This is a genomic window from Bacillus cereus group sp. BceL062 (assembly GCF_051780025.1).
GTDB lineage: Bacteria > Bacillota > Bacilli > Bacillales > Bacillaceae_G > Bacillus_A > Bacillus_A toyonensis.
In genome coordinates, this window is sequence record NZ_JBPWGY010000007.1 from 67,148 (window position 1) to 92,774 (window position 25,627).

The window sequence follows — 25,627 nt, forward strand, 5'->3', positions numbered from 1 at the left end:
ATAAAAATGAGTAGGAATATGAGAGTTTCTATGTATATATTTTTTAGTGTATTTCTAATCATATTATCAGCGTGTACTACAAAACAAGTAGAGGTAAAAAAAGTACCTGAAGAAGGGTATGTCATAGTAAGAAATGATGCGGTATTTTTTGTCGGTGATAAAACGTTTAATACAAAAGTAGAGTTGCAACATTATATAGAACAACAAATGAATAAAGAACATCCATCAGATATAGTGTTGAGCTTTAAGGAGAAAAACGCATATAATCAATTAAAAACAGGAGATAAAATAAAAGTATGGTCTTCTCACATACTTGAAAGTTACCCAGGACAAATGATTGTAGAGAAATTTAAAGTAGTAGAAAAATAGAAAAAGGCAGCAATTAAGCTGCCTTTTTCTTATTTTACAAATTGTAATTCTTTCGGGAATTTCGTTAAAATTTCTGATCCGTCTTTTGTGATGTAAATATCATCTTCAATACGAACGCCACCTACGTTTGGTACGTAAATACCTGGTTCGATTGTGAAGACCATACCTTCTTTTAATAGAGAATCGTTGCCTTCTTTTACATCTGGATATTCGTGAACGCTAATTCCAAGTCCGTGACCAAGTCGGTGCGGGAAGAAGTCTCCGTAACCTGCATCCGCGATAACAGAACGAGCAGCATTATCAATTGCGCCAAGTGTAACGCCTGGTTTACATGCTTCAACTGCTTGTAGTTGTCCAGCAAGTACAGTGTTGTAAATGCGAGTTTGTTCTTCAGAAAGTTCACCGAATGCTACTGTACGTGTAATATCAGAGCAATAACCGTCAATAATTACGCCTAAATCAAATAGTACGAAATCGCCGCGCTTCATTTTGTTAGCACCTGGAATACCGTGTGGAAGAGCAGAGTTAGCGCCTGCTAATACCATCGTATCAAATGACATTTTATGTATGCCTTTTGTTTTTAATTCGTGTTCAATAATTGCTAATACTTCTAGTTCGCTACGGTTTTCTTTAATTGCATTTACCCCAACTTCAACAGCATAGTCTGCCATTTTAGCTGCTTCACGTAAAATAGAAAGTTCTTTTTCATCCTTAATTAAACGAAGCTCGCGAACTTTTTCCTCTGCTGATTTGAAAGCTGCATTTGGGAATAATTTTGTTAATTCTTCGTAACGTTCTACGTTTAAATGTTCTTTTTCAATTGCAACTGCATTTGCATTGATGCCACGGTCTTTAATTGCTTTTGCAATCATATCCCATGGTCTGTCAGTATCAGTGAATCCGATAATTTCATGTGCCCATCCAGCGTTACGTGCTTGGCCTTCTTCCATTTTAGGGCAAATTAAAATAGGCTCTTTTTCTTGGAATACAAACATACCAAGTAGTCTTTCGTGTGGTTCACAGTGGAAGTTTGTCATGTAGAAAACGTTTGGTGTAGAAGTTAAGAACGCGGCTTCTACGTTTTTTTCTTTTAGCCATTGCATTAAATTTTCTAATCTAGCATTCATCGATTGGCACCCCCGAGATATTTAATTACAAATATAACTTTACCTCGGAAGAAAGCGTTATGACAAGTAAATAGATGTTAGAAAAGACAGGGAATTGAAAAATCATGTAGAATAAAAAGTGAGAATGTGAATAGGGGAGGAATGTAATAATGAAAGTATCTTATCATGGGCATTCAGTTGTAAAGATTGAAACGAATGGAAAAGTGATTTTAATTGATCCATTTTTAACGGGAAATCCGAAAACAGATTTAAAGGCTGAAGATGTAAAAGTAGATGCAATTCTTTTATCGCACGGTCATGGTGATCATGTTGGAGATACAGTAGAGCTTGCGAAGAAAAATAATGCAGTTGTTGTGGCGCCATTTGAACTAGCGACATTTTTAAGTTGGCAAGGTGTAGAAACACATCCGATGCATATTGGTGGTTCACATGAATTTGACTTCGGAAAAGTGAAGTTTACACAAGCATTCCACGGCTCTAGTTATATTGATGAAGAAAATAAGACGATTACATATACAGGTATGCCAGCGGGTATTTTATTTACAGCAGAAGAGAAAACGGTTTACCATGCAGGGGATACGGCTCTATTCTCTGATATGAAGTTAATTGGGGAACTGAATGATATAGATATAGCGTTTTTACCAATTGGTGATAATTTCACAATGGGACCAGAAGATGCTGTTTTAGCAGCAAAATGGATTCATGCGAAAACTGTTGTACCGATGCATTACAATACGTTCCCAGTTATTGAACAGGATCCATATCAATTTGTAGAAAAACTACAAAATTGTACAGGGAAAGTATTAGAAGCTGGAGAAAGTATTACGCTATAAAACAGATACCCTTCATTTGAAAAGACAAGTGAAGGGCTTTTTATGCGTGTAGTACAGCTTTTAAAGTCTGTATTTGTTTAGTTGACTCTTCTCTTTTTGAACGTGGCTGTTCAGGAGTTTCATTCAAATCCATTGCAACTTTTTTCCCATCTACACAAGCTAAAAATACTGCGCCTATAACCTCTAAAATTTTTTTCATCATGTATTCGCTCCTTTGTTTCATTTCTTGTCTTAATTGTATATGGAAGTGTGTGGACGAACTATCGAACGAGATGACAATAGCATTACATTGTTGTAATGGAATGACTATTGGAATGTAAGGGTCATTTTGTTATAAAAAAAATAGTACAGATATACAAAGAGAGAGTGTAACAGTTTTGAAAATATAGTATACTGGGAATACAACACATGAAGAATTTAGGGAAAAGAAAGTATGGTGAAACCATTTGGCTACCAAACATAATCAAATTTTAGAACATATTAATAGCCTACCGGTAGGGCATAAAATTTCTGTAAGGCAAATTGCGAAAGATTTGAGTGTAAGTGAAGGGACAGCTTACCGTGCGATTAAAGACGCAGAAAATAAAGGATATGTTAGTACAATTGAACGTGTCGGAACAATTCGAATTGAACAAAAGAAGAAAGAGAATATCGAAAAACTAACATATGCAGAAGTCGTTAACATTGTCGATGGTCAAGTACTTGGAGGCAGAGAAGGACTACATAAAACATTAAATAAATTCGTAATCGGGGCTATGAAATTAGAAGCGATGATGCGCTATACAGAAGCGGGGAACTTGCTTATCATCGGGAACCGTACGAATGCACATCAATTAGCATTAGAAACAGGGGCTGCTGTATTAATTACAGGTGGATTTGATACAGAAGAGCATGTGAAAAAGTTAGCAGACGAATTGAAGTTGCCAATTATTTCGAGTAGCTATGATACATTTACGGTCGCAACGTTAATTAACCGCGCAATTTATGATCAACTTATTAAGAAAGAAATTGTACTCGTTGAAGATATTTTAACACCGATTGAAGAAACACTATATTTAAAGCCTAGTGATATCGTGCAGAAATGGCATGAGTACAATGAAGAGACGATGCATGGACGTTATCCAATTGTGGATGAAAATAAAAAGGTGTTAGGTATCGTAACTTCGAAAGATATGATTGGTGTTGCGAAAGATACACCAATTGATAAAGTGATGACGAAACACCCTATTACGGTAAATGGAAAGATGTCTGTCGCAGCTGCAGCGCGTATGATGGTATGGGAAGGTATTGAATTACTTCCTGTTGTGGAAGATGGAAATAAATTGCAAGGTATCATTAGTCGTCAAGATGTACTTCAGGCATTACAGATGATTCAGCGTCAACCACAAGTTGGTGAAACGATTGATGATATTGTAACGAATCAATTTATGACGCCGAAAGAAGCAAAAAATGAGCATTTGTATCAATTTTCAGTGACACCACAAATGACGAATTCAATCGGAACGTTATCTTACGGTGTATTTACAACAATTGTGACAGAAGCAACAAACCGTGTCATTCGTGCTCAGAAGAAGAGTGATTCAATTGTTGAGAACTTAACAATTTATTTTGTAAAGCCGGTTCAGATTGATAATGTTGTATCGGTTCATCCGAAAGTATTAGAGATTGGGCGTAAATTTGGTAAGGTTGATGTAGAAGTACACCATGAAGGTAATGTTGTTGGAAAAGCATTACTTATGGTGCAATTGATTGATAAATAAAAAGATGGAACAAATCGTTTTGATTTGTTCCATCTTTTTTTATGTAGAGAGTGATTTATATAATGTTAAATGACAGAATATTAATTTGTTTAGATGGTAGACTATGTTACAATTATATTGTAAGAAAATGGATTTTGAGGAGGCGGTATGCAATATGTCATCAGAAATAATCTTCTTTGGTGGTATCGCACTATTTTACTTTCTTGTAATGATACCGATCCAATATTTATATTTACAAGGTTTACATGAAAAAAGGAAACGTACAGGATTATCTCAGCGAGAACTATATGAAAAAATGTCTTTTGAAGAGGAACAATTACATTTTCATGTGCAAGGCAACCTATTTAATATACCTTCTGCGTTTGTTGCATATATGATTTTAAAAAGTAGAGGACGTAAAAAAGCATCACAATGGTGATGCTTTTTTACGTTGCTTCATAAGCTTCTGCTTCTTTAACTGCTAATGGAAAGAAATGTTTATATTGGCGAAATCCATTAAATGCACTCGCACTACCAAATAGAACGAATAAAACACCGACGATCATACGAGCGGTTGAAAGTTCTAAAAAGAATTGGTTTATCCCGAAGAATAAGACGAATGAACCGAGTGCCATTGCGGATTTTCCTGAGAGCCAACCTTTTTCCATTGGGCGGTTTGTACGAAAGTATTTTGTTTTGTAGAAGAGGTACAACATAAATGAGACGATAATACAGAAGACTAATACTGGCATAATGCACACTCCCATCGCTTTGTGAAAAATTATAGTGAAGAAAAAAGAAATATCTAAACTTTCTAATTTTTATTATAAAGCAATTGTTCGCATGTATGAAATACTTTCCGTTATAATGGAGGATAAAGTGAAGAAGTTGAATAAAAAGGAGATTATACATATGCATGAGCAAATTTTAGGAGCAATTAAAGAATTTGAGACAATTATTATTCATCGTCATGTGCGTCCGGATCCAGATGCGTTAGGTTCACAAGGCGGTCTTGGTACGATTTTGCAAGAATCGTTTCCAGAGAAAAATATTTATACGGTTGGATACAATGAACCGTCACTAGCATACTTACGAGTAATGGATAATATTGAAGATAGCGTATACGAAAATGCACTTGTTATTGTTTGTGATACTGCGAACCAAGAACGTGTTGACGATCAACGCTATACAAAAGGGAAGATGTTAATCAAAATTGATCATCATCCAAATGAAGATCCGTACGGAGATATTACGTGGGTAGATACGACAGCAAGTTCTACAAGTGAAATGATTTATGAGTTTTATAACTATGGAAAAGATAAAGGATTAAAAATAACAAAAGAAGCAGCTCGCCTTATTTTAGCAGGGATTGTTGGAGATACAGGTCGTTTCTTATTCCCGAATACAACAGCAAAAACACTCCTTTACGTAAGTGAGCTTGTTGATATGGGTGTGAAATTCACAGATTTATACAATGAAATGTATAAGACAAAAGAAAAAATCGCTCGTTTAAATGGCTATATTTTACAAAACTTTACGATGGTAGAAGAAGGAGCAGCTTACATTAAATTAACGAAAGAAGTATTAGAAGAATTTGATGTACTTCCTTCTGAAGCATCTGGTGTTGTTGGAGCTCTTGGTAATATTGACGGATTAAAGGCATGGGTTCTATTTTTAGAGGAAGACGATGTAATTCGTGTTCGCCTTCGTTCAAAAGGACCAGTTATAAATAAATTAGCAATGCAATATAACGGCGGAGGACATCCGATGGCTTCTGGTGCAAAAGCATCTTCTTGGGAAGAAGCGGATCGTCTGTTTGCTGATTTACGTGATATTTGTAAATAAGAGAGTATATGTTAAAACGAAAAGAAGGAGCAGCGCTTAAGCCCTCCTTCTTTATTTTTCTTTCTCTATATCAATACTAATTTCAAGTACAGTATCAAAAGAAATTGTATCGACTTTAAAGCGGTATATACGATCGTAATGTTTGTACGTTTTGTTTTCGATTGCTTTTTTGAGTAGGTCTTTATTTTTTGCGATACTTTGAATGTTTTTCGTTAAAAGATGCTGGAGGTCATTATGGATAGAAGTGGTCATATTTTCGAGTGTTAGATTGTCTAAATCATATTTTTCTCGATTTATTATTTTTATTTTAATCTCTTGAATTGTTAAGAGACGTTTATTTTCTGTGTTCAACTTTTCTTGATCTTCGAGAAGGACGTGGAGCTTTGCTTCTTGTTTTTCTATAATTTCTCTTTGTTCTGCTATTTTACTAGCTTGTTCTTCTTGAAAAACACCGTATATGTACAAAAAAATAAACCAGCTCAACACGCCTCCAACAGCAGCACCAGCTAAAACTAAGTACCATCTTTTTGCTGTATTGGCACTTGGCACTCTCATACATGTTCCTGCGTTAGCCATTTAATAATAATAAGACCTGTTTGCATACCGCCAGTTGCGAAAAAAATAAGGAGAATTTGTTTTACGATATCTTTCATATCTCCGCCAAAGAAGCTTCTTTCAAAGCTATAAAAGGTATCAAATGTTCCGCCGATTGCTGCAACGAGTGCCCAAATTCTTAAATTTTGGGCGAATTGATTAATGTAAGTTAGAGCTGGTTTTCCGATAAGAAACGCACCAAATCCACCAATTAATGAACCGCCAAGTATAACCCCAAAGGCAATAAAATAACTAATAATAAGCAGAGAGAAAAAAGTATGTTCTCTTACATCCATCGTCATTCCCCTTTCTTCTTCATATATATGGACAAAGTATGAGAAGTATGTTTTGATTTCCGCTTTCCTCATCACCTATAATGAAAGTAGTCAAATAGGTAAAGAGAGGGTACAACAGTGAAGTTTGTGCATTTACAATGTCAAACCGTTTTTAGTTTATTAAAAAGTGCTTGTAAAATTGATGAGCTTGTAGTCAGGGCGAAAGAGCTTGGTTTTTCATCGCTGGCTATTACGGATGAAAATGTTATGTATGGCGTTATTCCGTTTTATAAAGCATGTAAGAAACATGGTATACAGCCTGTTATTGGATTAACCGCTTCTATTTTTAGTGAAGAAGAAGAAAGGTCTTATCCGCTTGTATTACTTGCTGAGAATGAAATAGGCTACCAAAATTTATTAAAGATTTCTAGCAGTATTATGACAAAGTCCAAAGAAGGCATTCCTAAGAAGTGGCTTGCGCATTATGCGAAAGGATTAATTGCTATTTCACCAGGTAAAGATGGCGAAATTGAGCAATTATTACTAGAAGACAATGAGAGTCAGGCTGAAGAAGTAGCTCGCACATATCAAAATATGTTCGGCCATTTTTATATGAGTTTGCAGCATCATGCGATTCAAGATGAGTTGCTTTTACAAGAGAAACTACCTGAATTTATTAGTAGGGTTAATATTCCAGTCGTTGCAACAAACGATGTGCGCTATATCAATCAAAGTGACGCGCTCGTTCACGAATGTTTACTATCTGTTGAAAGTGGAACGAAAATGACTGATCCAGATAGGCCGAGGCTCAAAACAGATCAATATTATTTAAAGTCATCGGATGAAATGGAAGCACTATTTTCTCACACGGAAGAGGCAATTTACAACACTGTAAAAATTGCAGAACGTTGTAAAGTAGAAATACCGTTTCATGTAAATCAATTACCGAAATTTCCTGTTCCATCTAACGAGACGAATGATACTTACTTACGCCGTGTTTGTGAAGAAGGCTTGCATAAACGTTATGGTACGCCAAAAGAAGTGCATATAAAGCGTTTGGATCATGAACTAAACGTCATTTCTAGTATGGGATTTAGTGATTATTTTCTCATCGTATGGGACTTTATGAAGTATGCACATGAAAATCATATTTTAACAGGACCAGGCCGTGGATCGGCAGCTGGCTCACTCGTTTCGTACGTATTAGAAATTACAGATATTGATCCGATTGAATACGATTTGTTATTTGAAAGATTTTTAAATCCCGAACGTGTGACCCTTCCGGACATTGATATCGATTTTCCAGATATAAGACGTGATGAGATGATCCGATATGTGAAAGATAAGTATGGTCAGCTCCGCGTGGCGCAAATTGTAACATTTGGGACGCTTGCAGCGAAAGCAGCAATTAGAGATATTGCTCGTGTAATGGGGCTTCCGCCGCGAGACATTGACATATTTTCAAAGCTTATTCCATCAAAGCTTGGTATAACGTTAAAAGATGCATATGAAGAATCACAATCACTCCGTGAGTTTATACAAGGCAATCTTCTTCATGAGCGTGTGTTTGAAATTGCAAAACGTGTAGAAGGCTTACCTCGTCATACGTCTATTCATGCCGCTGGCGTTATTATGAGTCAAGAACCGTTAACAGGTAGTGTAGCAATTCAAGAAGGACATAACGATGTTTATGTTACGCAATATCCTGCTGATGCATTAGAAGAACTCGGGTTGCTCAAGATGGACTTTTTAGGCTTACGTAATTTAACGTTACTTGAAAATATTATAAAGTTTATTGTGAAAAAAACGGGGAAAGAAATTGATATAAGGAATTTACCTCTCCAAGATGAAAAGACGTTCCAATTGCTAGGGAGAGGGGATACAACGGGAGTATTCCAGCTTGAATCAGGTGGTATGCGAAATGTACTTCGCGGATTAAAACCGAATGAGTTTGAAGACATTGTCGCTGTTAACTCGTTATACAGACCAGGACCGATGGAACAAATCCCAACCTTTATTGAATCGAAGCACGGAAAAAGAAAAATTGAATATTTACATCCGGATTTAAAGCCGATTTTAGAAAGAACATACGGTGTAATTGTATACCAAGAACAAATTATGCAAATTGCATCGAAGTTAGCAGGATTTTCGCTCGGAGAAGCAGATTTATTACGCCGAGCAGTGAGTAAAAAAAATCGTGATATTTTAGATCAGGAACGTCAGCATTTCGTGCAGGGTTGTTTGCGAAACGGATACGATGAGACATCAGCAGAGAAAATTTACGATTTAATTGTAAGATTTGCGAATTATGGTTTTAACCGAAGTCACGCTGTAGCTTACAGTATGATCGGATATCAACTTGCCTACTTAAAAGCGAATTATACGTTGGAATTTATGACAGCATTATTATCAAGTGCAATTGGAAATGAAGATAAGATTGTGCAGTATATACGAGAAACGAAGCGGAAAGGTTTCCACGTTTTGCCACCGTCACTTCAGAAGAGTGGTTACAACTTCCAAATAGAAGGGAATGCGATACGTTACAGCTTACTTTCAATTCGAAATATCGGAATGGCCACAGTGACGGCATTGTTAGAAGAACGAGAGAGCAAAATGTTTGAGGATTTATTTGAATTTTGTCTTCGTATGCCAGCGAAGTTTGTAACAGAACGAAATTTAGAGGCGTTCGTCTGGTCGGGATGTTTTGACGATTTTGGTATTTCGAGAACGAATTTATGGAAAAGCCTTAAAGGAGCGTTAGAGTACGCAAATCTTGCCCGTGATTTAGGGGATGCTGTTCCAAAATCAAAATATGTACAAGGAGAAGAGCTCTCTTTTATTGAACAGTTAAATAAAGAGAAGGAAGCACTTGGCTTTTATTTATCCAGCTATCCGACAGCGCAGTATGTGAAGTTAGCAAAAGAATTAGAAATTCCATCTCTCGCTCAGGCGATGCGAAATAAGAAAAAAGTACAAAGGGCTATCGTGTATATAACAAGTGTGAGAGTCATTCGTACGAAAAAATTGCAAAAGATGGCGTTTATTACATTCTGTGATCAAAATGATGAAATGGAAGCGGTTGTTTTCCCGGACACGTATATACATTTCTCAGACAAGTTACAAGAAGGGGCAATTGTTTTAGTTGACGGTACGATTGAGCTAAGAAATCATAAGCTGCAATGGATTGTAAACGGACTATATCCGTTAGAGGAAATGGATGTTTATGAAGAAAAGAAAGATGCATCTGTTTACGTGAAATTGCCGTCTCAGTATGAAAAAAAGCTTTTGAATCAGGTTACAAAAATATTGTTTGACTATTCGGGTTTTGCGAAAGTACTAATTTATTATGAAAAGGAACATAAAATGGTACAATTATCTCGAAGTTTATCGATTCATCCAAGTGAAAAATGCTTAGGAACACTTCGTGAAATTGTCGGGGAAGAGAATGTAGTTGTGAAAATATAATGGACAATTTCCCTACACTTCGATTATTATAGTAGTAGTGTTCGTGGTCAGACCACTTGGAGAAATTGATACCAGCTAGAATAATTTGAGGAGAGTGGATAGTTTGTCAACACTTCGTGAAGAAGCACTTCACATGCATAAAGTGCATCAAGGAAAATTAGAAACTGTATCAAAAGTAAAAGTAGAAAATGCAAAAGATTTAAGTCTTGCATATTCTCCAGGGGTTGCAGAGCCTTGTAAAGAAATTTATGACGATAAAAGTAAGGTATATGAATATACGATGAAGGGAAATATGGTAGCAGTTGTGACGGATGGAACGGCTGTACTTGGTCTTGGTAACATTGGACCTGAAGCATCTCTTCCAGTAATGGAAGGTAAAGCTGTATTATTCAAGAGCTTTGCTGGTGTAGATGCATTCCCAATCGCCTTAAATACAAACGATGTAGATAAAATTGTTGAAACTGTAAAATTAATGGAGCCAACTTTTGGCGGCGTTAACTTAGAAGATATCGCAGCACCAAACTGCTTCATTATTGAAGAACGTTTGAAGAAAGAAACAAATATTCCTATCTTCCATGATGATCAACACGGAACAGCTATCGTAACAGTAGCGGGCCTTGTGAATGCGCTGAAATTAGTTGGAAAGAAAATGTCTGACATTAAAGTTGTCGCAAATGGCGCAGGTGCAGCAGGTATTGCAATTATTAAACTTTTATATCGCTATGGAGTACGCGACATTATTATGTGTGACCGTAAAGGTGCAATCTATGATGGTCGTCCTACTGGTATGAATCCAGTGAAAGATGAAGTTGCAAAATATACAAATAAGAATCGTATAGAAGGTTCTTTAGCTGATGTTGTACAAGGTGCGGACGTATTCATTGGTGTATCTGCAGAAGGTGCATTAACAGAAGAGATGGTTCGTACTATGAATGACAATGCGATTATTTTTGCAATGGCGAATCCGGTTCCGGAAATTATGCCAGAATTGGCAAAAGCAGCGGGCGCAGCTGTTGTTGGAACAGGTCGTTCTGACTTCCCGAACCAAGTGAATAATGTACTAGCGTTCCCTGGTATTTTCCGCGGTGCACTTGACGTACATGCGACACAAATTAACGAAGAAATGAAGATGGCAGCTGTACAGGCTATTGCTGAGCTTGTAGCAGAAGATGAGTTGAATGCAGACTATATCATTCCGGCACCGTTTGACGCGCGTGTAGCGCCTCGAGTGGCAGCTTACGTTGCGAAAGCAGCAATGGAGACAGGAGTAGCTCGTCGTCAAGTAGATCCAAATGAAGTTGCTGAGAAAACAAAACAATTAGCGCTGATTGGTAAAGAATAAGCGAGGAATTTCCATTGACATCATCAAATACAAAAGTATATCTCGAAATTGTAAAAAAAATCCGTTCCATTATGGAAGAGGATGGATTGGTAGCAGGGGATCGTTTGCCGTCTGAGCGGGAGCTAAGTTCACGCTTAAACGTAGGACGCTCATCTGTAAGAGAAGCATTGCGTGCTTTAGAACTGGTAGGGTTAATTGAAACGAGACGGGGTGAAGGGACGTTTATTCGAAACTTTTACGATAACGGTCTTGTACAACTAATTGCTCCGTTTCTATTGCAAGATGAGAAAACAATTCGTGATTTATTACAAACAAAACGATTGCTTGAGAAAGATATGATTCGAATTGTATGTAATTTACCGAAAGAAACATTTTCTAAAGTGCTAAGTAGATTACAGAAAGTGCTTGAAGAAAATGAAAGTTCGATTCCAATGCTTCACCAAACGTTCTTTAAAACACTAATTGAACAAGTCGATAATTATTTACTATATCGCATTTGGATGATCGTAAATGATTACGTAGCAACTCTTTCTTGTAAAGTTTCAGGAGATTCTATCGATATGTATAGAAAGCTTTATGCTACTTTGGAAGAAAAACAAGAAAATGATGCACTAAAAATTTACGATGAATTAGTAGAGAATATACAGTTTCACTCGTAATGTATAAAATTTGTCGAAATGACCATGACACGTTATGACAAACATTCTACCGCATAGCGGTTAAAGTTAAACGTAAAGAGAGAGGTTATTAGACAGATTGAGAAGATAAGGCTAACATCAAACATTGGTGTTAGCCCCATTTTCTTCTTACGCTAACCTTAGCTCTCAACGAAGGGGGTCAAATTGTGCTAAGAGATTTATTCGTGAAAAAGAAAAAGTATGCTGCAATACCTTCAGAACAAGTACGAAAAGATGTACCAGATGGCGTTATGACAAAATGTCCGAAATGTAAAAAAATCATGTATACGAAAGAACTTCTGAAAAATTTAAAAGTATGTGTGAACTGTGGATATCATCATCCTATGAATGCATGGGAGCGCCTTGATAGTATATTGGACGAAGGGTCATTCCGTGAGTATGACAAAGAAATGGTTTCATTAAATCCACTCGAGTTTCCGGGATATGAAGAGAAATTAGAGAACGATCGTAAGAAGACTGAATTGAATGAAGCGGTTGTAACTGGTGAAGGAACAATTGATGACATGCTTGTTGTTGTTGCAGTAATGGATTCTCGTTTTCGAATGGGGAGCATGGGCTCTGTTGTAGGAGAAAAAATTGCCCGTGCGGTTGAAAAGGCATACGACTTACAAGTTCCATTTATTATCTTTACTGCTTCGGGTGGTGCCCGTATGCAAGAAGGTATATTAAGTTTAATGCAAATGGCAAAAACAAGCGTAGCTTTGAAAAAGCATAGTAATGCAGGAGGGTTATTTATTTCTGTTATGACTCACCCAACGACGGGCGGGGTTTCAGCGAGTTTTGCTTCACTTGGTGATTATAATCTTGCGGAGCCAGGTGCACTTATCGGATTTGCTGGTAGACGTGTAATTGAACAAACAGTGCGTGAGAAACTACCAGAAGATTTCCAAACGGCAGAATTTTTACTAGACCATGGTCAATTAGATGCGGTTGTGCATCGTGATGATATGAAAGAATCACTTCGTAAGATTTTAGAAGTTCATCAAGGAGGGGAAATGGCTGTATGGCAGAGCTAGAATTTGAAAAACCAGTTGTTGAGCTAAGAAATAAGATCCGTGAACTGAAAGACTATACGAAAAACAGCCAGATGGACTTCAGTGAGGAGATTCGTATTTTGGAAGACAAGCTAGAAAATTTAGAGGAAGATATATACGGCAATATGAAAGTATGGGACCGTGTGCAAATTGCTCGTCATGCAGAACGACCGACAACGCTCGATTATATTGAGCACTTATTTACTGATTTTTTTGAATGTCATGGAGATCGCCTATTTGGCGATGATGCAGCGATTGTCGGCGGCATTGCGAAATATAAGGGGATGCCTGTAACTGTAATTGGGCATCAGCGCGGAAAAGATACGAAAGAAAATATTCGTCGTAATTTTGGGATGCCTCATCCAGAAGGATATCGAAAAGCACTGCGTCTCATGAAACAAGCAGAAAAGTTTAATCGTCCTATTATTTGTTTCATCGATACGAAGGGAGCTTATCCTGGTAAAGCAGCTGAAGAACGTGGACAAAGTGAAGCTATTGCCCGCAATCTATTTGAGATGGCAGGTTTAACGGTACCGGTTATTTGTATCGTTATCGGTGAAGGCGGTAGTGGTGGTGCGCTAGGTCTTGGAGTAGGAGATTACATTCATATGCTAGAAAATTCCACTTATTCTGTTATTACACCAGAGGGTGCAGCGGCAATTCTTTGGAAAGATGCAGGAAAAGCGAAGGAAGCTGCAGAAGCAATGAAAATTACAGCAGCAGATTTGAAAGAATTAGGTGTAATTGATGAAATTATTCCAGAGGCAAAAGGTGGAGCTCACCGTAATCTTTTAAAACAGTCAGAAAATATAGACTTAATGATTAGAAAAACTTTTGAACAATTAAACGGAATTTCGAAAGATGAATTAATCGAAAAACGTTATGAAAAATATATGAAAATTGGGCAAGTTTCGTTTTCAAACGCTTCCATTGGGATAAAATAAGAAAAGCGTGCGTTCCTCTTCGCGAATGCACGTTTTTATTATGAAAAGACACATCTTCTCCATTGTGTTTTTATATTTTTTCGTGTTATTTTATTATAAGGCAAATAATCTTTATGAGGTGAGTACAAATGAAACGTATTGGTGTATTAACAAGTGGTGGAGATTCACCTGGTATGAATGCTGCCATTCGTGCAGTTGTTCGTAAAGCGATTTTCCATGATATTGAAGTATATGGTATTTACCATGGATACGCTGGATTAATTTCTGGTCACATTGAAAAATTAGAACTTGGTTCTGTTGGCGATATTATCCACCGCGGTGGTACGAAATTATATACAGCAAGATGTCCTGAGTTTAAAGACCCAGAAGTACGACTAAAAGGTATCGAGCAATTAAAGAAACACGGTATCGAAGGACTTGTTGTTATTGGTGGAGATGGCTCTTACCAAGGTGCTAAAAAATTAACTGAACAAGGATTCCCATGTGTTGGTGTACCAGGTACAATCGACAATGATATTCCTGGAACAGACTTCACAATTGGTTTCGATACAGCTTTAAATACTGTTATTGATGCAATTGATAAAATCCGTGACACAGCTACATCTCATGAACGTACATATGTTATCGAAGTAATGGGACGTCATGCTGGAGACATCGCATTATGGGCTGGTTTAGCTGATGGTGCAGAAACGATCTTAATTCCAGAAGAAGAGTATGACATGGATGATGTAATCGCTCGTCTAAAACGCGGTAGCGAACGTGGGAAAAAACACAGTATTATCATTGTAGCTGAAGGTGTTGGAAGTGCAATTGACATCGGTAAGCATATTGAAGAAGCAACAAACTTTGATACTCGTGTAACTGTATTAGGTCACGTACAACGTGGTGGATCACCAAGTGCACAAGACCGTGTATTAGCAAGTCGTCTTGGCGCAAGAGCAGTTGAGTTGTTAATTGCTGGTAAAGGTGGACGCTGTGTAGGTATTCAAGATAATAAACTTGTTGATCATGACATTATCGAGGCGTTAGCTCAAAAGCATACAATCGATAAAGATATGTATCAATTATCTAAAGAATTATCCATCTAATCGGCGTAATGTCGGATATTTGGGAACGGTTTCATAATTTTCGGAGGTGCAATATGCGTAAAACTAAAATTGTATGTACAATAGGTCCTGCTAGTGAAAGTATTGAGAAATTAGAACAATTAATGGAAGCGGGTATGAACGTTGCTCGTTTAAACTTCTCTCATGGTAGCCATGAAGAGCACGGCGCTCGTATTAAAAACATTCGTGAAGCTTCAAAGAAAACTGGTAAAACAGTTGGTATCTTACTTGATACAAAAGGTCCAGAAATCCGTACTCACGACTTCGTAGACGGACAAGCTGAACTTGTAACAGGTGCAGAAGTAGTTCTTTCTACTGAGCAAGTATTAGGTACTGCAGAGAAGTTCTCTGTATCTTATGCTGGTCTTTATGATGATGTAGACCCAGGTTCTCGCATTCTAATCGATGACGGTCTTATCGAGCTAGAAGTAATCGAAAAAGCTGACGGAAATATCCGTACAAAAGTTTTAAACAGTGGAACTGTAAAAAATAAAAAAGGTGTTAACGTACCAAACGTAAGCATTAAGCTTCCTGGTATCACTGAAAAAGACGTAAAAGATATCATCTTTGGTATCGAGCAAAAAGTTGATTTCATCGCAGCATCTTTCGTTCGTAAAGCATCTGACGTATTAGAAATTCGTGAATTATTAGAAGAGCGTAATGCTCAATACATCCAAATCGTACCAAAAATCGAAAACCAAGAAGGTATCGACAATATCGATTCAATCTTAGAAGTTTCTGACGGTTTAATGGTAGCTCGTGGTGATATGGGTGTGGAAATTCCACCAGAAGAAGTACCTTTAGTACAAAAACGTCTAATCAAAAAATGTAACGTATTAGGTAAACCGGTTATTACTGCAACGCAAATGTTAGATTCTATGCAACGTAACCCACGTCCAACTCGTGCGGAAGCAAGTGACGTAGCTAACGCAATCTTCGATGGTACGGATGCAATCATGCTTTCAGGTGAAACTGCTGCTGGTCAATATCCAGTAGAAGCGGTAACAATGATGGCTAACATTGCAGTACGTGTTGAAAAATCATTACAATACGAAGATATGTTCAAAAAACGTATTAAAGAGTTCACTCCAACAATTACAGATGCAATTAGCCAATCTGTTGCGCATACAGCACTTGCTCTTGATGTAGCTGCGATCGTAGCTCCAACAGAAAGTGGACATACTGCGAAAATGATCTCTAAATACCGTCCGAAATCTCCAATCGTAGCTGTAACATCTGACGAGCAAGTAGGACGTCGTCTTGCACTTGTTTGGGGTGTACAAGCATTTATGGCTGGGAAACGTGCAGCGTCTACTGACGAAATGCTAGATACTGCGATTCACACAGGTATGGATGCAGGTCTAATCGGACTTGGAGACACTGTAGTAATCACTGCGGGTGTTCCGGTTGCTGAAACTGGTACAACAAACTTAATGAAAATCCATGTTGTTGGTGAAGAAGTTGCTAAAGGACAAGGAATCGGTCGTAAAGCTGCAAAAGGTAAAGTAGTTGTAGCAAAAACAGCTGCTGAAGCTGTAGCGAACGTAAACGAAGGTGATATCCTTGTTACAACAAGCACTGATAAAGATATGATTTCTGCAATCGAAAAAGCTGCTGCTTTAGTTGTAGAAGAAGGTGGCTTAACTAGCCATGCAGCTGTTGTAGGCGTATCAATCGGTATTCCTGTTATCGTTGGTGTAAACGGCGTAACAGCAACTTTAAAAAATGGCCAAGAAGTAACAGTTGATGCGGCACGCGGAATTGTTTATAATGGACATGCGGAAGTGCTATAAGAAGTAATACGGAGAGAAGGAGCGGAGTCCTTCTCTTTTTTTTACACAAAAACATGATAGAACTATTTTAAAACGTCTAAATTTGCTTTTACAAGCTGCTTGTTATGAAGTTTAATGTGAATGGATGTCTTACTTCTGTTTAGTCTATATGAGCGTTTTAGGGGTCTTTAAAGCGATTTGTGAAAGGAGTGCAGAACTGTGAAATGGTTGTTATTCTTGTTGATTTTAATACCGGCGGTTGAGATTACGGTATTAATTGGGTCGAGTCATGTAATAGGGTTATGGTCTACGTTCGCCATGATTGTATTTACTGGTGTTGTAGGTGTATATTTGGCGAAAAGGCAAGGGTTTAAAGTGCTTAGAGAGATTCAATCTAAGTTGAATAGAGGAGAAATGCCAGGCGAGGCAGTACTAGATGGTATTTTTGTATTTGTAGGAGGTATTCTTTTAGTGCTTCCTGGATATGTGACGGATGTAATGGGGTTTATTTTTGTTGTCCCTTTTACTAGGGCTTTATTGAAGCCGCTTGTTATGAAGTGGATGGAATGGAAGTTTAGAAAGAGATCTACTATTATTATTCAGAAGTAGTGCTTAGATTATAGCGATCTAAGCACTACTTTTTTTATTCTGCAAAAAGCCTGATTGGTGCGGGTTAATAATTAATGGGGGATGAACAAAACCGGATTGATTAAAGTTTCACTTTATTGTGTAGGATATATATTTCTGATTGAACATGTAAATTGGATACTATTTGTTCTTAATGAATAGGATGTAGAAAAAATCCGCTATATTGAAGTTTTATTTTTGTGTATGAAGGATCGAGGAACGTAATGAAATCTGATAAAAGCAGGAAAATCGTTAGTTGAAGCCTTATCTTATACTAATTTGTATATTTATTCATTTACATAAAAAGTAATAAAAGTAAGTAATAATTATAAAGTAAATAGAATAAAAATGTATTTTTGGTTAAAAAATTCGTTTTTATATGCAAAAAAACAAGAGAATTATCCTTTTTTGGGGCAATTCTCTTTTTGCATGTAGTTAGTATGAAAAAGAAGTACAAGGAATAATGAGTGGGAAATTGCACTCATTATCCCTTAAGTTTTTTGTGTGAATTAGAAATTATTGTTTTGAAGAGGGTGAACCTTTAATGTATTTCCACAAGTCATGGAAGACATGAGCTTTGTGTAATGTATTAAGTAGTACTAATGTGACTGGACCGATGATTAATCCTAAGAAACCGAAGAGCTTAAAGCCGATAAATAGAGCGACTAGTGTCGCTAATGGATCCAGGCCAATATTAGATGAAAGCACTTTAGGTTCCATAATTTGCCTTTGGACAATCACGACGATGTATAGAATAAGAAGACCGATGGCGAATGCAGTGTCGCCAGTGAAAAACACGTATATAACCCAAGGGACGAAGACGGCTCCTGTCCCTAAGTATGGGAGTAAATCTACAACACCTGTAATAATCGCGATAGTAATAGCGTATGGTACGCGTAATATTAAAAGTCCGATTAGTACAATAACGGTTGTCATAGATACGAGTGTAAGTTGCGCTTTAACAAAACCGAACAAAGCTTTTCTTAAATCGACAAAAATAGTTTTTCCGTAGCCATGTACACGATTCGGTAGAAGTTTTCTTGCTTTTTGAGCAAGACGGTGCCAATCGTAACTAATGAAGAAAGTGGCTAATAAAATGAATACAAGAACAGTTAGAGTTGTTGGTAATGCACTAATGAAATTTGTTAATCCACTTATAATAGCTGTTAAAAGTTCTTTCATTTGTGTTGTTGCTTCAGTTCCTAAGTTTTGGATGTTTTGTGTAATTGTATAACGCTGCGGTTCTCCAAGATGATTAAATTTAGAAATTAAATCGTCATAGAGAGGCATAATATGATTAAGTGCAAATTGCTCTGCGAATTTAACGATATCCGGAAACTTTACTGTAACAAGTTGTAGTAAGTATGTTGTGGCAGATATTGCTTCTGTTACAAGGTATGTAACAAGCCCGACGATAGCTCCGAATACGAGAATTAAGCTAACGAGTACTGCTAGTGCGCGAGGGAATTGTAGTTTTTGATTAAGGAAATTGACGACAGGATTAATCAAATAAGCAAATGCAAAAGCGATAATAAAAGGATAGATAAGTCCTGACATGTATAGTAATACATAGAACCCAGCTACCGTTGCTACAATGACAAATATGAGTCGCAATATCATATATAGTAAGTTTCGGTTCAAAGATGTATACCTCCCATTCCAATTTGTATTAGCCTAATTCGTTCAACTTATAACGAGTAGCATTCACTGATTAAAGTTTCACTTTTATGTTATAGTGGAATGATGGATTTTCCCTGCTTTTTCAGTACATGAACGACTGTAAAAGCTTGTTGATGATGCTTCTACTATATGGTAAAAACTTCATTTTCTCTTCTTTTTATTTTACCTGTTTCTTGTTAGAAAAGAAAGGAGAGACCATCGTTTTCAAAAATGTATATATGCTTTGATTTTTTTGGTTACAGTCTCGTTTTGTAAGTTAAAAATGCATACAAAAATGAAATTGTTGGCTTATTCTCATTGGCAAATAGACATCGATATGACATGTATAACGATAGGTTTAAAGGTATTTTTGTTTGGAAGCGAGTTCATTATTTTCAGAAAGGAAGTGCAAACATGATTAGTCAGTCAACGTTATTTTTATTCATACTACTTATTATAGGACTTATTGCTAAAAACCAATCGCTTACTGTAGCCATTGGAGTGTTATTCTTATTGAAGTTTACGTTTTTAGGAGATAAAATCTTTCCTTATTTACAAACAAAAGGGATTAACCTTGGTGTAACAGTCATTACAATAGCAGTGCTCGTACCGATTGCGACAGGGGAAATAGGCTTTAAACAACTCGGAGAAGCAGCGAAATCATATTATGCATGGATTGCTTTAGCCTCAGGTGTGGCGGTCGCTTTGTTAGCGAAAGGCGGCGTACAATTATTGACGACGGACCCTCATATTACAACTGCGCTTGTTTTTGGGACGATTATAGCGGTTGCCTTATTTAATGGGGTGGCTGTAGGCCCGTTAATTGGGGCTGGAATTGCCTATGCAGTTATGAGTATTATACAAATGTTTAAATAAGGAATTTTATAGTAATATAAAATTTTTGAATTCTTTCTGTTCACAAAAGTCAGATAATTGTTTATAATAGAATTAGAAACTTTGAAAAGTTACATAACAGCAGAGACTTTACACCAGATAAAATAAAAACAACATAAAACAATTTTATAATGATATTGTTTTATGTTGTTTTTATCATAAAACTCTTCGGAATTCATTTTCCTCACTAACTTGTTGTTCTGAGCGTGAGGATTCGGGGAGACATTCACGCTCATGCTTTCCATGTAAGCAATGGACATTAAGAGGGGAACATCGCAACAAATGTGCATGATCGTGCATTTTGCTTGCCTAAAGAGTGAACGGGCGTTCATAATTCATAAGGGGAGCAAATAGATATAAGGAGCAAGGTTGGGAGAATTTTTCAGGAAAAGGAGAGAATGTCATGACTGTTATTCGAGGTTTAGAAGGGGTAGTAGCAACAACATCATCTGTGAGCTCTATTATTGATGATACATTAACTTATGTTGGGTATAATATTGATGATTTAGCTGAGAATGCTACATTTGAAGAAGTAGTGTACTTATTATGGCACCGCAAGCTTCCTAACGAACAAGAGCTAGCGGAATTTAATGAAACTGTATCAGAATACTATAAAGTGCCAGGTGAAATTTTAACATATTTGAAACAAGTAGATTTAAAGATCGCACATCCTATGTCTGTTTTACGAACTGCAATTTCCATGCTATCATTATACGATGAGAGCGCTGAAATTATGGATGAAAAGTCCAATTATTTGAAAGCGGTTAAATTACAAGCTCAAGTGGGAACTTTAATTGCCGCTTATGCAAGAATCCGTAAAGGTTTAGATATTGTTGAACCGAGAAAAGATTTATCATTAGCTGCAAACTTCTTGTACATGTTAAATGATCGTGAGCCAAATGAAGTTGAAATTGAAGCTTTTGATAAGGCGCTTGTACTTCATGCAGATCATGAGTTAAACGCTTCTACATTTACTGCACGTGTTTGCGTAGCTACACTTTCAGATGTATATTCTGGTATTACTGCAGCAATCGGTGCGTTAAAAGGTCCTCTTCACGGCGGGGCAAATGAAAATGTAATGAAGATGTTAACTGAAATTGGCGAAGAAGAAAATGTAGAATCATATATTCATAATGCTCTTCAAAATAAGGTGAAAATCATGGGCTTTGGTCATCGTGTGTATGAGCAAGGTGATCCACGTGCAAAACATTTACGTGAAATGTCTAAGAGATTATGCGTGCTTTTAGGAGAAGAGAAATGGTATAATATGTCTATCAAAATTGAAGACATTGTAACAAAAGAAAAAGGTCTTCCACCAAATGTTGATTTCTATTCAGCTTCTGTATACCATTGTTTAGGAATTGACCATGACTTATTTACGCCTATTTTTGCAATTAGCCGTATGTCAGGCTGGTTAGCTCATATTCTAGAACAATATGAAAACAACCGTTTAATCCGTCCGCGTGCTGATTATAATGGACCAACACATCAAGTATATGTTCCAATTGCACAACGATAAGCGAAAAACACTATTTCGATAGTAAAAATACGCTTTCAAAAGTCTGATTTTTTTGGGAAGATGTAATGATTAGAATATTTTAATTTGACTAACGGTTTGAACTGAGGGGTTATTCCCTCAGTTTCATACATATGAAATTTCAAACATGGGGGTTATCACATTGACGACAGGTGAAAAAATTACTGTAACTAATGGTGTTATGAATGTACCAAACAATCCGATTATTCCATTTATCGAAGGAGATGGAATTGGTCCTGATATTTGGGAAGCTGCATCTCGCGTACTAGAAGCAGCAGTAGAAAAAGCTTATGATGGTGAGAAGAAAATCGTTTGGAAAGAAGTGCTTGCAGGGGAAAAAGCATTCAACCAAACAGGCGAGTGGTTACCAGAAGAGACTTTAAATTTAATCCGTGAATATTTAATCGCAATTAAAGGTCCACTTACAACTCCAGTTGGCGGTGGTATTCGTTCTCTAAACGTAGCGCTTCGTCAAGAATTAGATTTATACGTATGTCTACGTCCAGTTCGTTATTTTGAAGGTGTTCCTTCACCTGTAAAACGTCCGGAAGATACTGATATGGTTATTTTCCGTGAAAATACAGAAGACATTTATGCTGGAATTGAATATGCACAAGGATCTCCAGAAGCAGAAAAAGTTCTTGCTTTCTTAAAAGAAGCAATGGGTGTTAATAAAATCCGCTTCCCAGAAACATCTGGTATTGGTATTAAACCAATTTCAGAAGAAGGGACAAAGCGTCTTGTTCGTGCTGCAATTCAATATGCAATTAACGAAAAACGCTCTTCTGTTACATTAGTTCATAAAGGAAACATTATGAAATTTACAGAAGGTGCTTTCAAAAACTGGGGTTATGAAGTGGCGGAACAAGAATTTGGCGATAAAGTATTTACTTGGGCTGAATATGATCGCATCGTTGAAAAAGATGGCAAAGATGCAGCGAATAAAGCGATGGCAGACGCAGAAGTGGCTGGAAAAATCATCGTAAAAGATTCTATTGCAGATATCTTCTTACAACAAATATTAACTCGTCCACGTGAGTTCGATGTTGTTGCAACAATGAACTTAAATGGTGACTATATCTCTGATGCACTTGCTGCACAAGTAGGTGGAATTGGTATTGCACCTGGTGCAAACATTAACTATGTGACTGGACATGCTATCTTTGAAGCTACACATGGTACAGCTCCAAAATATGCAGGTTTAGACAAAGTAAACCCATCTTCTGTTCTTCTTTCTGGTGTACTATTACTAGAACATTTAGGATGGAATGAAGCTGCGAAATTAGTAACTGATTCAGTTGAGAAAACAATTGCATCAAAAGTAGTAACATACGACTTCGCTCGTCTAATGGAAGGCGCAACAGAAGTGAAATGTTCTGAATTTGCTAATGAGCTTATTAAAAACATGGATGTAGCGATAATCAAAAACGCATAATTAAAGTGGGGGGTAAATTATGACAATCAAACGCAAGAAAGTTTCAGTCATCGGTGCAGGATTTACAGGAGCAACAACAGCATTCTTATTAGCACAAAAAGAACTTGCAGATGTTGTATTAGTGGACATTCCACAACTGGAAAATCCAACAAAAGGGAAAGCGTTAGATATGTTAGAAGCGAGCCCAGTACAAGGTTTTGATGCTAACATTATTGGAACATCTGATTACGCAGATACTGCTGATTCTGACGTTGTCGTTATTACAGCAGGTATTGCACGTAAGCCTGGTATGAGCCGTGATGACTTAGTAGCAACAAACTCTAAAATTATGAAAAGTATTACGCGCGACATTGCAAAACATTCACCAAATGCGATTATTGTTGTATTAACAAATCCAGTTGATGCAATGACATATTCTGTATTTAAAGAAGCAGGATTCCCGAAAGAGCGTGTTATCGGGCAATCGGGCGTATTAGATACAGCTCGTTTCCGTACATTCATTGCACAAGAATTAAATTTTTCTGTGAAAGACATTACAGGATTTGTTCTTGGTGGACACGGTGACGACATGGTACCTCTTGTACGTTATTCCTATGCGGGTGGCATTCCGTTAGAAACGTTAATTCCGAAAGAGCGTTTAGAGGCAATTGTAGAACGTACACGTAAGGGTGGCGGAGAGATTGTAGGCTTATTAGGAAACGGTAGTGCATATTACGCACCAGCGGCTTCTTTAGTTGAAATGACAGAAGCAATCTTAAAAGATCAACGCCGTGTATTACCGGCTATTGCGTATCTTGAAGGTGAATATGGTTATAGTGACCTTTACTTAGGGGTACCAGTAATTCTAGGTGGTAACGGAATTGAAAAAATTATTGAATTAGAACTTCTTGCAGAGGAAAAAGAAGCGTTAGATCGCTCTGTAGAATCTGTACGTAACGTTATGAAAGTTCTTGTTTAATAATTAAATATAAGCGGAAAAAGATTCGGGGCCCCGAATCTTTTTCTACTATTTAATGAAATGTTTTTTTGAAATAATATGAAAACGCTATCATTTGTAGTATCCTATAATGAAACTGTAGATTTATACTATACATTGCCCTCATCATAGTAAATTTCGGATAAGGTATCGCTTTTAGTAGGATAATAAGGTGAAAAAATCGGAGGGGGTTGTAACATGTTAAAGAAAAAAGTTCAAATTGGTCGTAAAATGGATGAAATTACAGTAGGAGAGAAACTATCTATCACTGAAAAAATTGAGGATAAAGATTTGTTATTGTATTTAGGGCTAACGAATGATGCCAATCCATTATATATTCAGCATGATTACGCATCCCAAACTCCGTATGAAAAGCCGATTGTACCAAGCATTATGCTAACGGGAATGATTACAACGGCGGTTACGAAATATTTACCAGGTCCAGGTAGTCATATTATTAGGAAGGACCTTACGTTCGTGAAGCATGTTCACCATTATGAAACGTTACAAATCCACTTTGAAGTTGTGGCTGTTTCTGAGGAGGCACATACAATTGATATGCTTGTATCTGCTCATGATGAAAAAGGAGAAACGGTTGTTAAAGGTTCATTAACGGTAACGCCACCTTTTAAATCTGTTTCCATTATGGAAAAAGCATTAGATAATTTTTAAAACATGAAAATATGAATAGCGCTAGCATACCTTTAATAAGGGAGCTAGCGCTATTTTTAGTTGAAGAATCCTTCAGCGAACCCTGCAGCAAAATCTGAACAACCCGTTTTAATCGTATCCCAGCTTGGAGCGTTAAAAGTAAGAATACATGTTACTACTAAAGTTAGAATAGGTAGTACTAGTCGCATAATAGAACCTCCGTATATATAACATTCATATATATTAATTACCATATGAAATTATCACATACTTTAATAACTGAAGTCAATTGAAGGAGGGATTTTTTAAGTGAGATGGAAAAGGGAAGACGTTATTTTTGAAACGATAAGAGAAGCTGAAGTGTGGGCAGACGGGATCGCGAATGAAATATACGGAAGGGTATTTGATGGATATGAAACACCGGACTATAAAATAGCGTATGTTCTATCTTTTTTCTTAGCACAAAATCGAGAATTCAATGTTCATACGGAAGTAGAATGTAATGAGAATATAGAATTGTATAAAGTGTGGATAGTAACACGTTAATTGAGCCGAGTGTAATTGTTTTTAGAGATAACGAGAGCATAATCTGAATCCATGAATAGACAATTATATTGAGGGGGGACCTGTTTTCTAGTATGATGAGAATAACGGGGAAAATACTAGGATGAAGAAGGTTTCAAGTCTATAACTTGGAGGAAAAGA

At 36.9% G+C, this 25,627-nt stretch carries 26 protein-coding genes; 19 read left to right on the top strand and 7 right to left on the bottom strand.

The window, feature by feature from the left end:
• The first annotated feature begins 6 nt into the window (after nt 1-6).
• A complete protein-coding gene (locus ACS2MN_RS17250; RefSeq protein ID WP_000089307.1) occupies nt 7-369 on the top strand; it encodes a DUF3221 domain-containing protein in 363 nt (120 codons plus the stop codon).
• A 29-nt stretch (nt 370-398) separates the two neighbouring features.
• Here the strand turns inward: ACS2MN_RS17250 and pepQ are convergent, their stop codons facing one another.
• A complete protein-coding gene (pepQ, locus tag ACS2MN_RS17255; protein WP_000994035.1) occupies nt 399-1,496 on the bottom strand; it encodes a Xaa-Pro dipeptidase in 1,098 nt (365 codons plus the stop codon).
• A gap of 149 nt (nt 1,497-1,645) precedes the next feature.
• On the opposite strand from pepQ, the gene ACS2MN_RS17260 reads away from it, so the two are divergent.
• Entirely contained in the window at nt 1,646-2,329 is a 684-nt protein-coding gene (locus ACS2MN_RS17260; RefSeq protein WP_000868934.1) for a metal-dependent hydrolase, read from the top strand.
• A gap of 40 nt (nt 2,330-2,369) precedes the next feature.
• On the opposite strand, the gene ACS2MN_RS17265 is transcribed toward ACS2MN_RS17260, so the two are convergent.
• Nucleotides 2,370-2,531 (bottom strand): hypothetical protein, encoded by a 162-nt coding sequence (locus tag ACS2MN_RS17265; RefSeq protein WP_000976100.1) that lies wholly within the window; start codon nt 2,529-2,531, stop codon nt 2,370-2,372.
• Between the two features lie 244 nt (nt 2,532-2,775).
• Here ACS2MN_RS17265 and ACS2MN_RS17270 point away from each other — a divergent pair, with 244 nt between their 5' ends.
• Complete coding sequence (locus tag ACS2MN_RS17270) at nt 2,776-4,089, top strand: DRTGG domain-containing protein (protein ID WP_000201581.1); 1,314 nt, start codon at nt 2,776-2,778, stop codon at nt 4,087-4,089.
• A gap of 154 nt (nt 4,090-4,243) precedes the next feature.
• A complete protein-coding gene (locus tag ACS2MN_RS17275) occupies nt 4,244-4,507 on the top strand; it encodes a DUF3949 domain-containing protein (protein WP_000093555.1) in 264 nt (87 codons plus the stop codon).
• Between the two features lie 7 nt (nt 4,508-4,514).
• Here the strand turns inward: ACS2MN_RS17275 and ACS2MN_RS17280 are convergent, their stop codons facing one another.
• A complete protein-coding gene (locus ACS2MN_RS17280) occupies nt 4,515-4,820 on the bottom strand; it encodes a YtpI family protein (protein WP_001144779.1) in 306 nt (101 codons plus the stop codon).
• 160 nt (nt 4,821-4,980) lie between these two features.
• Here ACS2MN_RS17280 and ACS2MN_RS17285 point away from each other — a divergent pair, with 160 nt between their 5' ends.
• A complete protein-coding gene (locus ACS2MN_RS17285) occupies nt 4,981-5,913 on the top strand; it encodes a DHH family phosphoesterase (protein ID WP_000545153.1) in 933 nt (310 codons plus the stop codon).
• 51 nt (nt 5,914-5,964) lie between these two features.
• Here ACS2MN_RS17285 and ytrI read toward each other — a convergent pair whose 3' ends face one another.
• Complete coding sequence (gene ytrI / locus ACS2MN_RS17290) at nt 5,965-6,468, bottom strand: sporulation membrane protein YtrI (protein ID WP_001265733.1); 504 nt, start codon at nt 6,466-6,468, stop codon at nt 5,965-5,967.
• Nucleotides 6,465-6,878, bottom strand: coding sequence for a YtrH family sporulation protein (locus ACS2MN_RS17295; protein ID WP_002034291.1), 414 nt, complete (start codon nt 6,876-6,878; stop codon nt 6,465-6,467). The genes ytrI and ACS2MN_RS17295 overlap by 4 nt, the downstream gene beginning before the upstream one ends.
• A 42-nt stretch (nt 6,879-6,920) precedes the next feature.
• Here ACS2MN_RS17295 and dnaE point away from each other — a divergent pair, with 42 nt between their 5' ends.
• The 8 genes from dnaE to ACS2MN_RS17335 all read left to right on the top strand — a co-directional run bounded on the left by dnaE (nt 6,921) and on the right by ACS2MN_RS17335 (nt 17,752).
• The gene (dnaE, locus tag ACS2MN_RS17300) at nt 6,921-10,247 is read left to right on the top strand and encodes a DNA polymerase III subunit alpha (RefSeq protein WP_000673735.1); all 3,327 of its coding nucleotides are present in this window, start codon (nt 6,921-6,923) and stop codon (nt 10,245-10,247) included.
• Between the two features lie 133 nt (nt 10,248-10,380).
• The gene (locus tag ACS2MN_RS17305; protein ID WP_162148121.1) at nt 10,381-11,589 is read left to right on the top strand and encodes an NAD(P)-dependent malic enzyme; all 1,209 of its coding nucleotides are present in this window, start codon (nt 10,381-10,383) and stop codon (nt 11,587-11,589) included.
• Nucleotides 11,590-11,603: 14 nt separating this feature from the next.
• Nucleotides 11,604-12,248: a FadR/GntR family transcriptional regulator gene (locus tag ACS2MN_RS17310; protein WP_000204451.1), complete on the top strand. Its 645-nt coding sequence runs from the start codon at nt 11,604-11,606 to the stop codon at nt 12,246-12,248.
• A gap of 185 nt (nt 12,249-12,433) precedes the next feature.
• A complete protein-coding gene (gene accD / locus ACS2MN_RS17315; protein ID WP_000942864.1) occupies nt 12,434-13,303 on the top strand; it encodes an acetyl-CoA carboxylase, carboxyltransferase subunit beta in 870 nt (289 codons plus the stop codon).
• On the top strand, nt 13,291-14,265 hold the full coding sequence (gene accA, locus ACS2MN_RS17320; protein WP_000818790.1) for an acetyl-CoA carboxylase carboxyl transferase subunit alpha: 975 nt from the start codon (nt 13,291-13,293) through the stop codon (nt 14,263-14,265). The genes accD and accA overlap by 13 nt, the downstream gene beginning before the upstream one ends.
• Nucleotides 14,266-14,393: 128 nt before the next feature.
• Nucleotides 14,394-15,353, top strand: coding sequence for a 6-phosphofructokinase (gene pfkA, locus ACS2MN_RS17325; protein WP_000821156.1), 960 nt, complete (start codon nt 14,394-14,396; stop codon nt 15,351-15,353).
• 53 nt (nt 15,354-15,406) lie between these two features.
• Nucleotides 15,407-17,164, top strand: a complete 1,758-nt coding sequence (gene pyk / locus ACS2MN_RS17330) for a pyruvate kinase (RefSeq protein WP_001232684.1) — start codon at nt 15,407-15,409, stop codon at nt 17,162-17,164.
• A gap of 198 nt (nt 17,165-17,362) precedes the next feature.
• Nucleotides 17,363-17,752, top strand: a complete 390-nt coding sequence (locus tag ACS2MN_RS17335) for an FxsA family protein (RefSeq protein WP_000871649.1) — start codon at nt 17,363-17,365, stop codon at nt 17,750-17,752.
• Nucleotides 17,753-18,286: 534 nt separating this feature from the next.
• On the opposite strand, the gene ytvI is transcribed toward ACS2MN_RS17335, so the two are convergent.
• Complete coding sequence (gene ytvI, locus ACS2MN_RS17340; protein ID WP_001081386.1) at nt 18,287-19,411, bottom strand: sporulation integral membrane protein YtvI; 1,125 nt, start codon at nt 19,409-19,411, stop codon at nt 18,287-18,289.
• Nucleotides 19,412-19,843: 432 nt separating this feature from the next.
• Here ytvI and ACS2MN_RS17345 point away from each other — a divergent pair, with 432 nt between their 5' ends.
• The 5 genes from ACS2MN_RS17345 (at nt 19,844) to ACS2MN_RS17365 (ending at nt 24,943) form a co-directional block, all read left to right on the top strand.
• Nucleotides 19,844-20,305: a DUF441 domain-containing protein gene (locus ACS2MN_RS17345; protein WP_346994408.1), complete on the top strand. Its 462-nt coding sequence runs from the start codon at nt 19,844-19,846 to the stop codon at nt 20,303-20,305.
• A gap of 421 nt (nt 20,306-20,726) precedes the next feature.
• Nucleotides 20,727-21,842, top strand: coding sequence for a citrate synthase (citZ, locus tag ACS2MN_RS17350; protein WP_000216095.1), 1,116 nt, complete (start codon nt 20,727-20,729; stop codon nt 21,840-21,842).
• Between the two features lie 160 nt (nt 21,843-22,002).
• The gene (icd, locus tag ACS2MN_RS17355; protein ID WP_000206907.1) at nt 22,003-23,295 is read left to right on the top strand and encodes an NADP-dependent isocitrate dehydrogenase; all 1,293 of its coding nucleotides are present in this window, start codon (nt 22,003-22,005) and stop codon (nt 23,293-23,295) included.
• 19 nt (nt 23,296-23,314) lie between these two features.
• Nucleotides 23,315-24,253 (top strand): malate dehydrogenase, encoded by a 939-nt coding sequence (gene mdh / locus ACS2MN_RS17360; protein WP_000153227.1) that lies wholly within the window; start codon nt 23,315-23,317, stop codon nt 24,251-24,253.
• A 216-nt stretch (nt 24,254-24,469) separates the two neighbouring features.
• Nucleotides 24,470-24,943 (top strand): MaoC family dehydratase, encoded by a 474-nt coding sequence (locus tag ACS2MN_RS17365; protein WP_000914174.1) that lies wholly within the window; start codon nt 24,470-24,472, stop codon nt 24,941-24,943.
• 56 nt (nt 24,944-24,999) lie between these two features.
• Here the strand turns inward: ACS2MN_RS17365 and ACS2MN_RS17370 are convergent, their stop codons facing one another.
• A complete protein-coding gene (locus tag ACS2MN_RS17370; RefSeq protein ID WP_001241584.1) occupies nt 25,000-25,131 on the bottom strand; it encodes a hypothetical protein in 132 nt (43 codons plus the stop codon).
• Nucleotides 25,132-25,231: 100 nt separating this feature from the next.
• Here ACS2MN_RS17370 and ACS2MN_RS17375 point away from each other — a divergent pair, with 100 nt between their 5' ends.
• Nucleotides 25,232-25,468 carry a hypothetical protein gene (locus ACS2MN_RS17375; protein ID WP_001267375.1) on the top strand — a complete coding sequence of 79 codons (237 nt, stop codon included), beginning with the start codon at nt 25,232-25,234 and terminating at the stop codon, nt 25,466-25,468.
• Nucleotides 25,469-25,627: the final 159 nt, after the last annotated feature.

Coding starts and splice junctions, on each gene's coding strand:
- citZ (WP_000216095.1), top strand. CDS start 20,727: ATGACTGTTATTCGAGGTTTAGAAGGGGTAGTAGCAACAACATCATCT.
- ACS2MN_RS17370 (WP_001241584.1), bottom strand. CDS start 25,131: ATGCGACTAGTACTACCTATTCTAACTTTAGTAGTAACATGTATTCTT.
- pepQ (WP_000994035.1), bottom strand. CDS start 1,496: ATGAATGCTAGATTAGAAAATTTAATGCAATGGCTAAAAGAAAAAAAC.
- ACS2MN_RS17250 (WP_000089307.1), top strand. CDS start 7: ATGAGTAGGAATATGAGAGTTTCTATGTATATATTTTTTAGTGTATTT.
- ACS2MN_RS17345 (WP_346994408.1), top strand. CDS start 19,844: ATGATTAGTCAGTCAACGTTATTTTTATTCATACTACTTATTATAGGA.
- ACS2MN_RS17305 (WP_162148121.1), top strand. CDS start 10,381: ATGCATAAAGTGCATCAAGGAAAATTAGAAACTGTATCAAAAGTAAAA.
- pfkA (WP_000821156.1), top strand. CDS start 14,394: ATGAAACGTATTGGTGTATTAACAAGTGGTGGAGATTCACCTGGTATG.
- ACS2MN_RS17260 (WP_000868934.1), top strand. CDS start 1,646: ATGAAAGTATCTTATCATGGGCATTCAGTTGTAAAGATTGAAACGAAT.
- ACS2MN_RS17365 (WP_000914174.1), top strand. CDS start 24,470: ATGTTAAAGAAAAAAGTTCAAATTGGTCGTAAAATGGATGAAATTACA.
- pyk (WP_001232684.1), top strand. CDS start 15,407: ATGCGTAAAACTAAAATTGTATGTACAATAGGTCCTGCTAGTGAAAGT.
- ACS2MN_RS17275 (WP_000093555.1), top strand. CDS start 4,244: ATGTCATCAGAAATAATCTTCTTTGGTGGTATCGCACTATTTTACTTT.
- ytrI (WP_001265733.1), bottom strand. CDS start 6,468: ATGAGAGTGCCAAGTGCCAATACAGCAAAAAGATGGTACTTAGTTTTA.
- ACS2MN_RS17265 (WP_000976100.1), bottom strand. CDS start 2,531: ATGATGAAAAAAATTTTAGAGGTTATAGGCGCAGTATTTTTAGCTTGT.
- ACS2MN_RS17285 (WP_000545153.1), top strand. CDS start 4,981: ATGCATGAGCAAATTTTAGGAGCAATTAAAGAATTTGAGACAATTATT.
- ACS2MN_RS17280 (WP_001144779.1), bottom strand. CDS start 4,820: ATGCCAGTATTAGTCTTCTGTATTATCGTCTCATTTATGTTGTACCTC.
- accA (WP_000818790.1), top strand. CDS start 13,291: ATGGCAGAGCTAGAATTTGAAAAACCAGTTGTTGAGCTAAGAAATAAG.
- mdh (WP_000153227.1), top strand. CDS start 23,315: ATGACAATCAAACGCAAGAAAGTTTCAGTCATCGGTGCAGGATTTACA.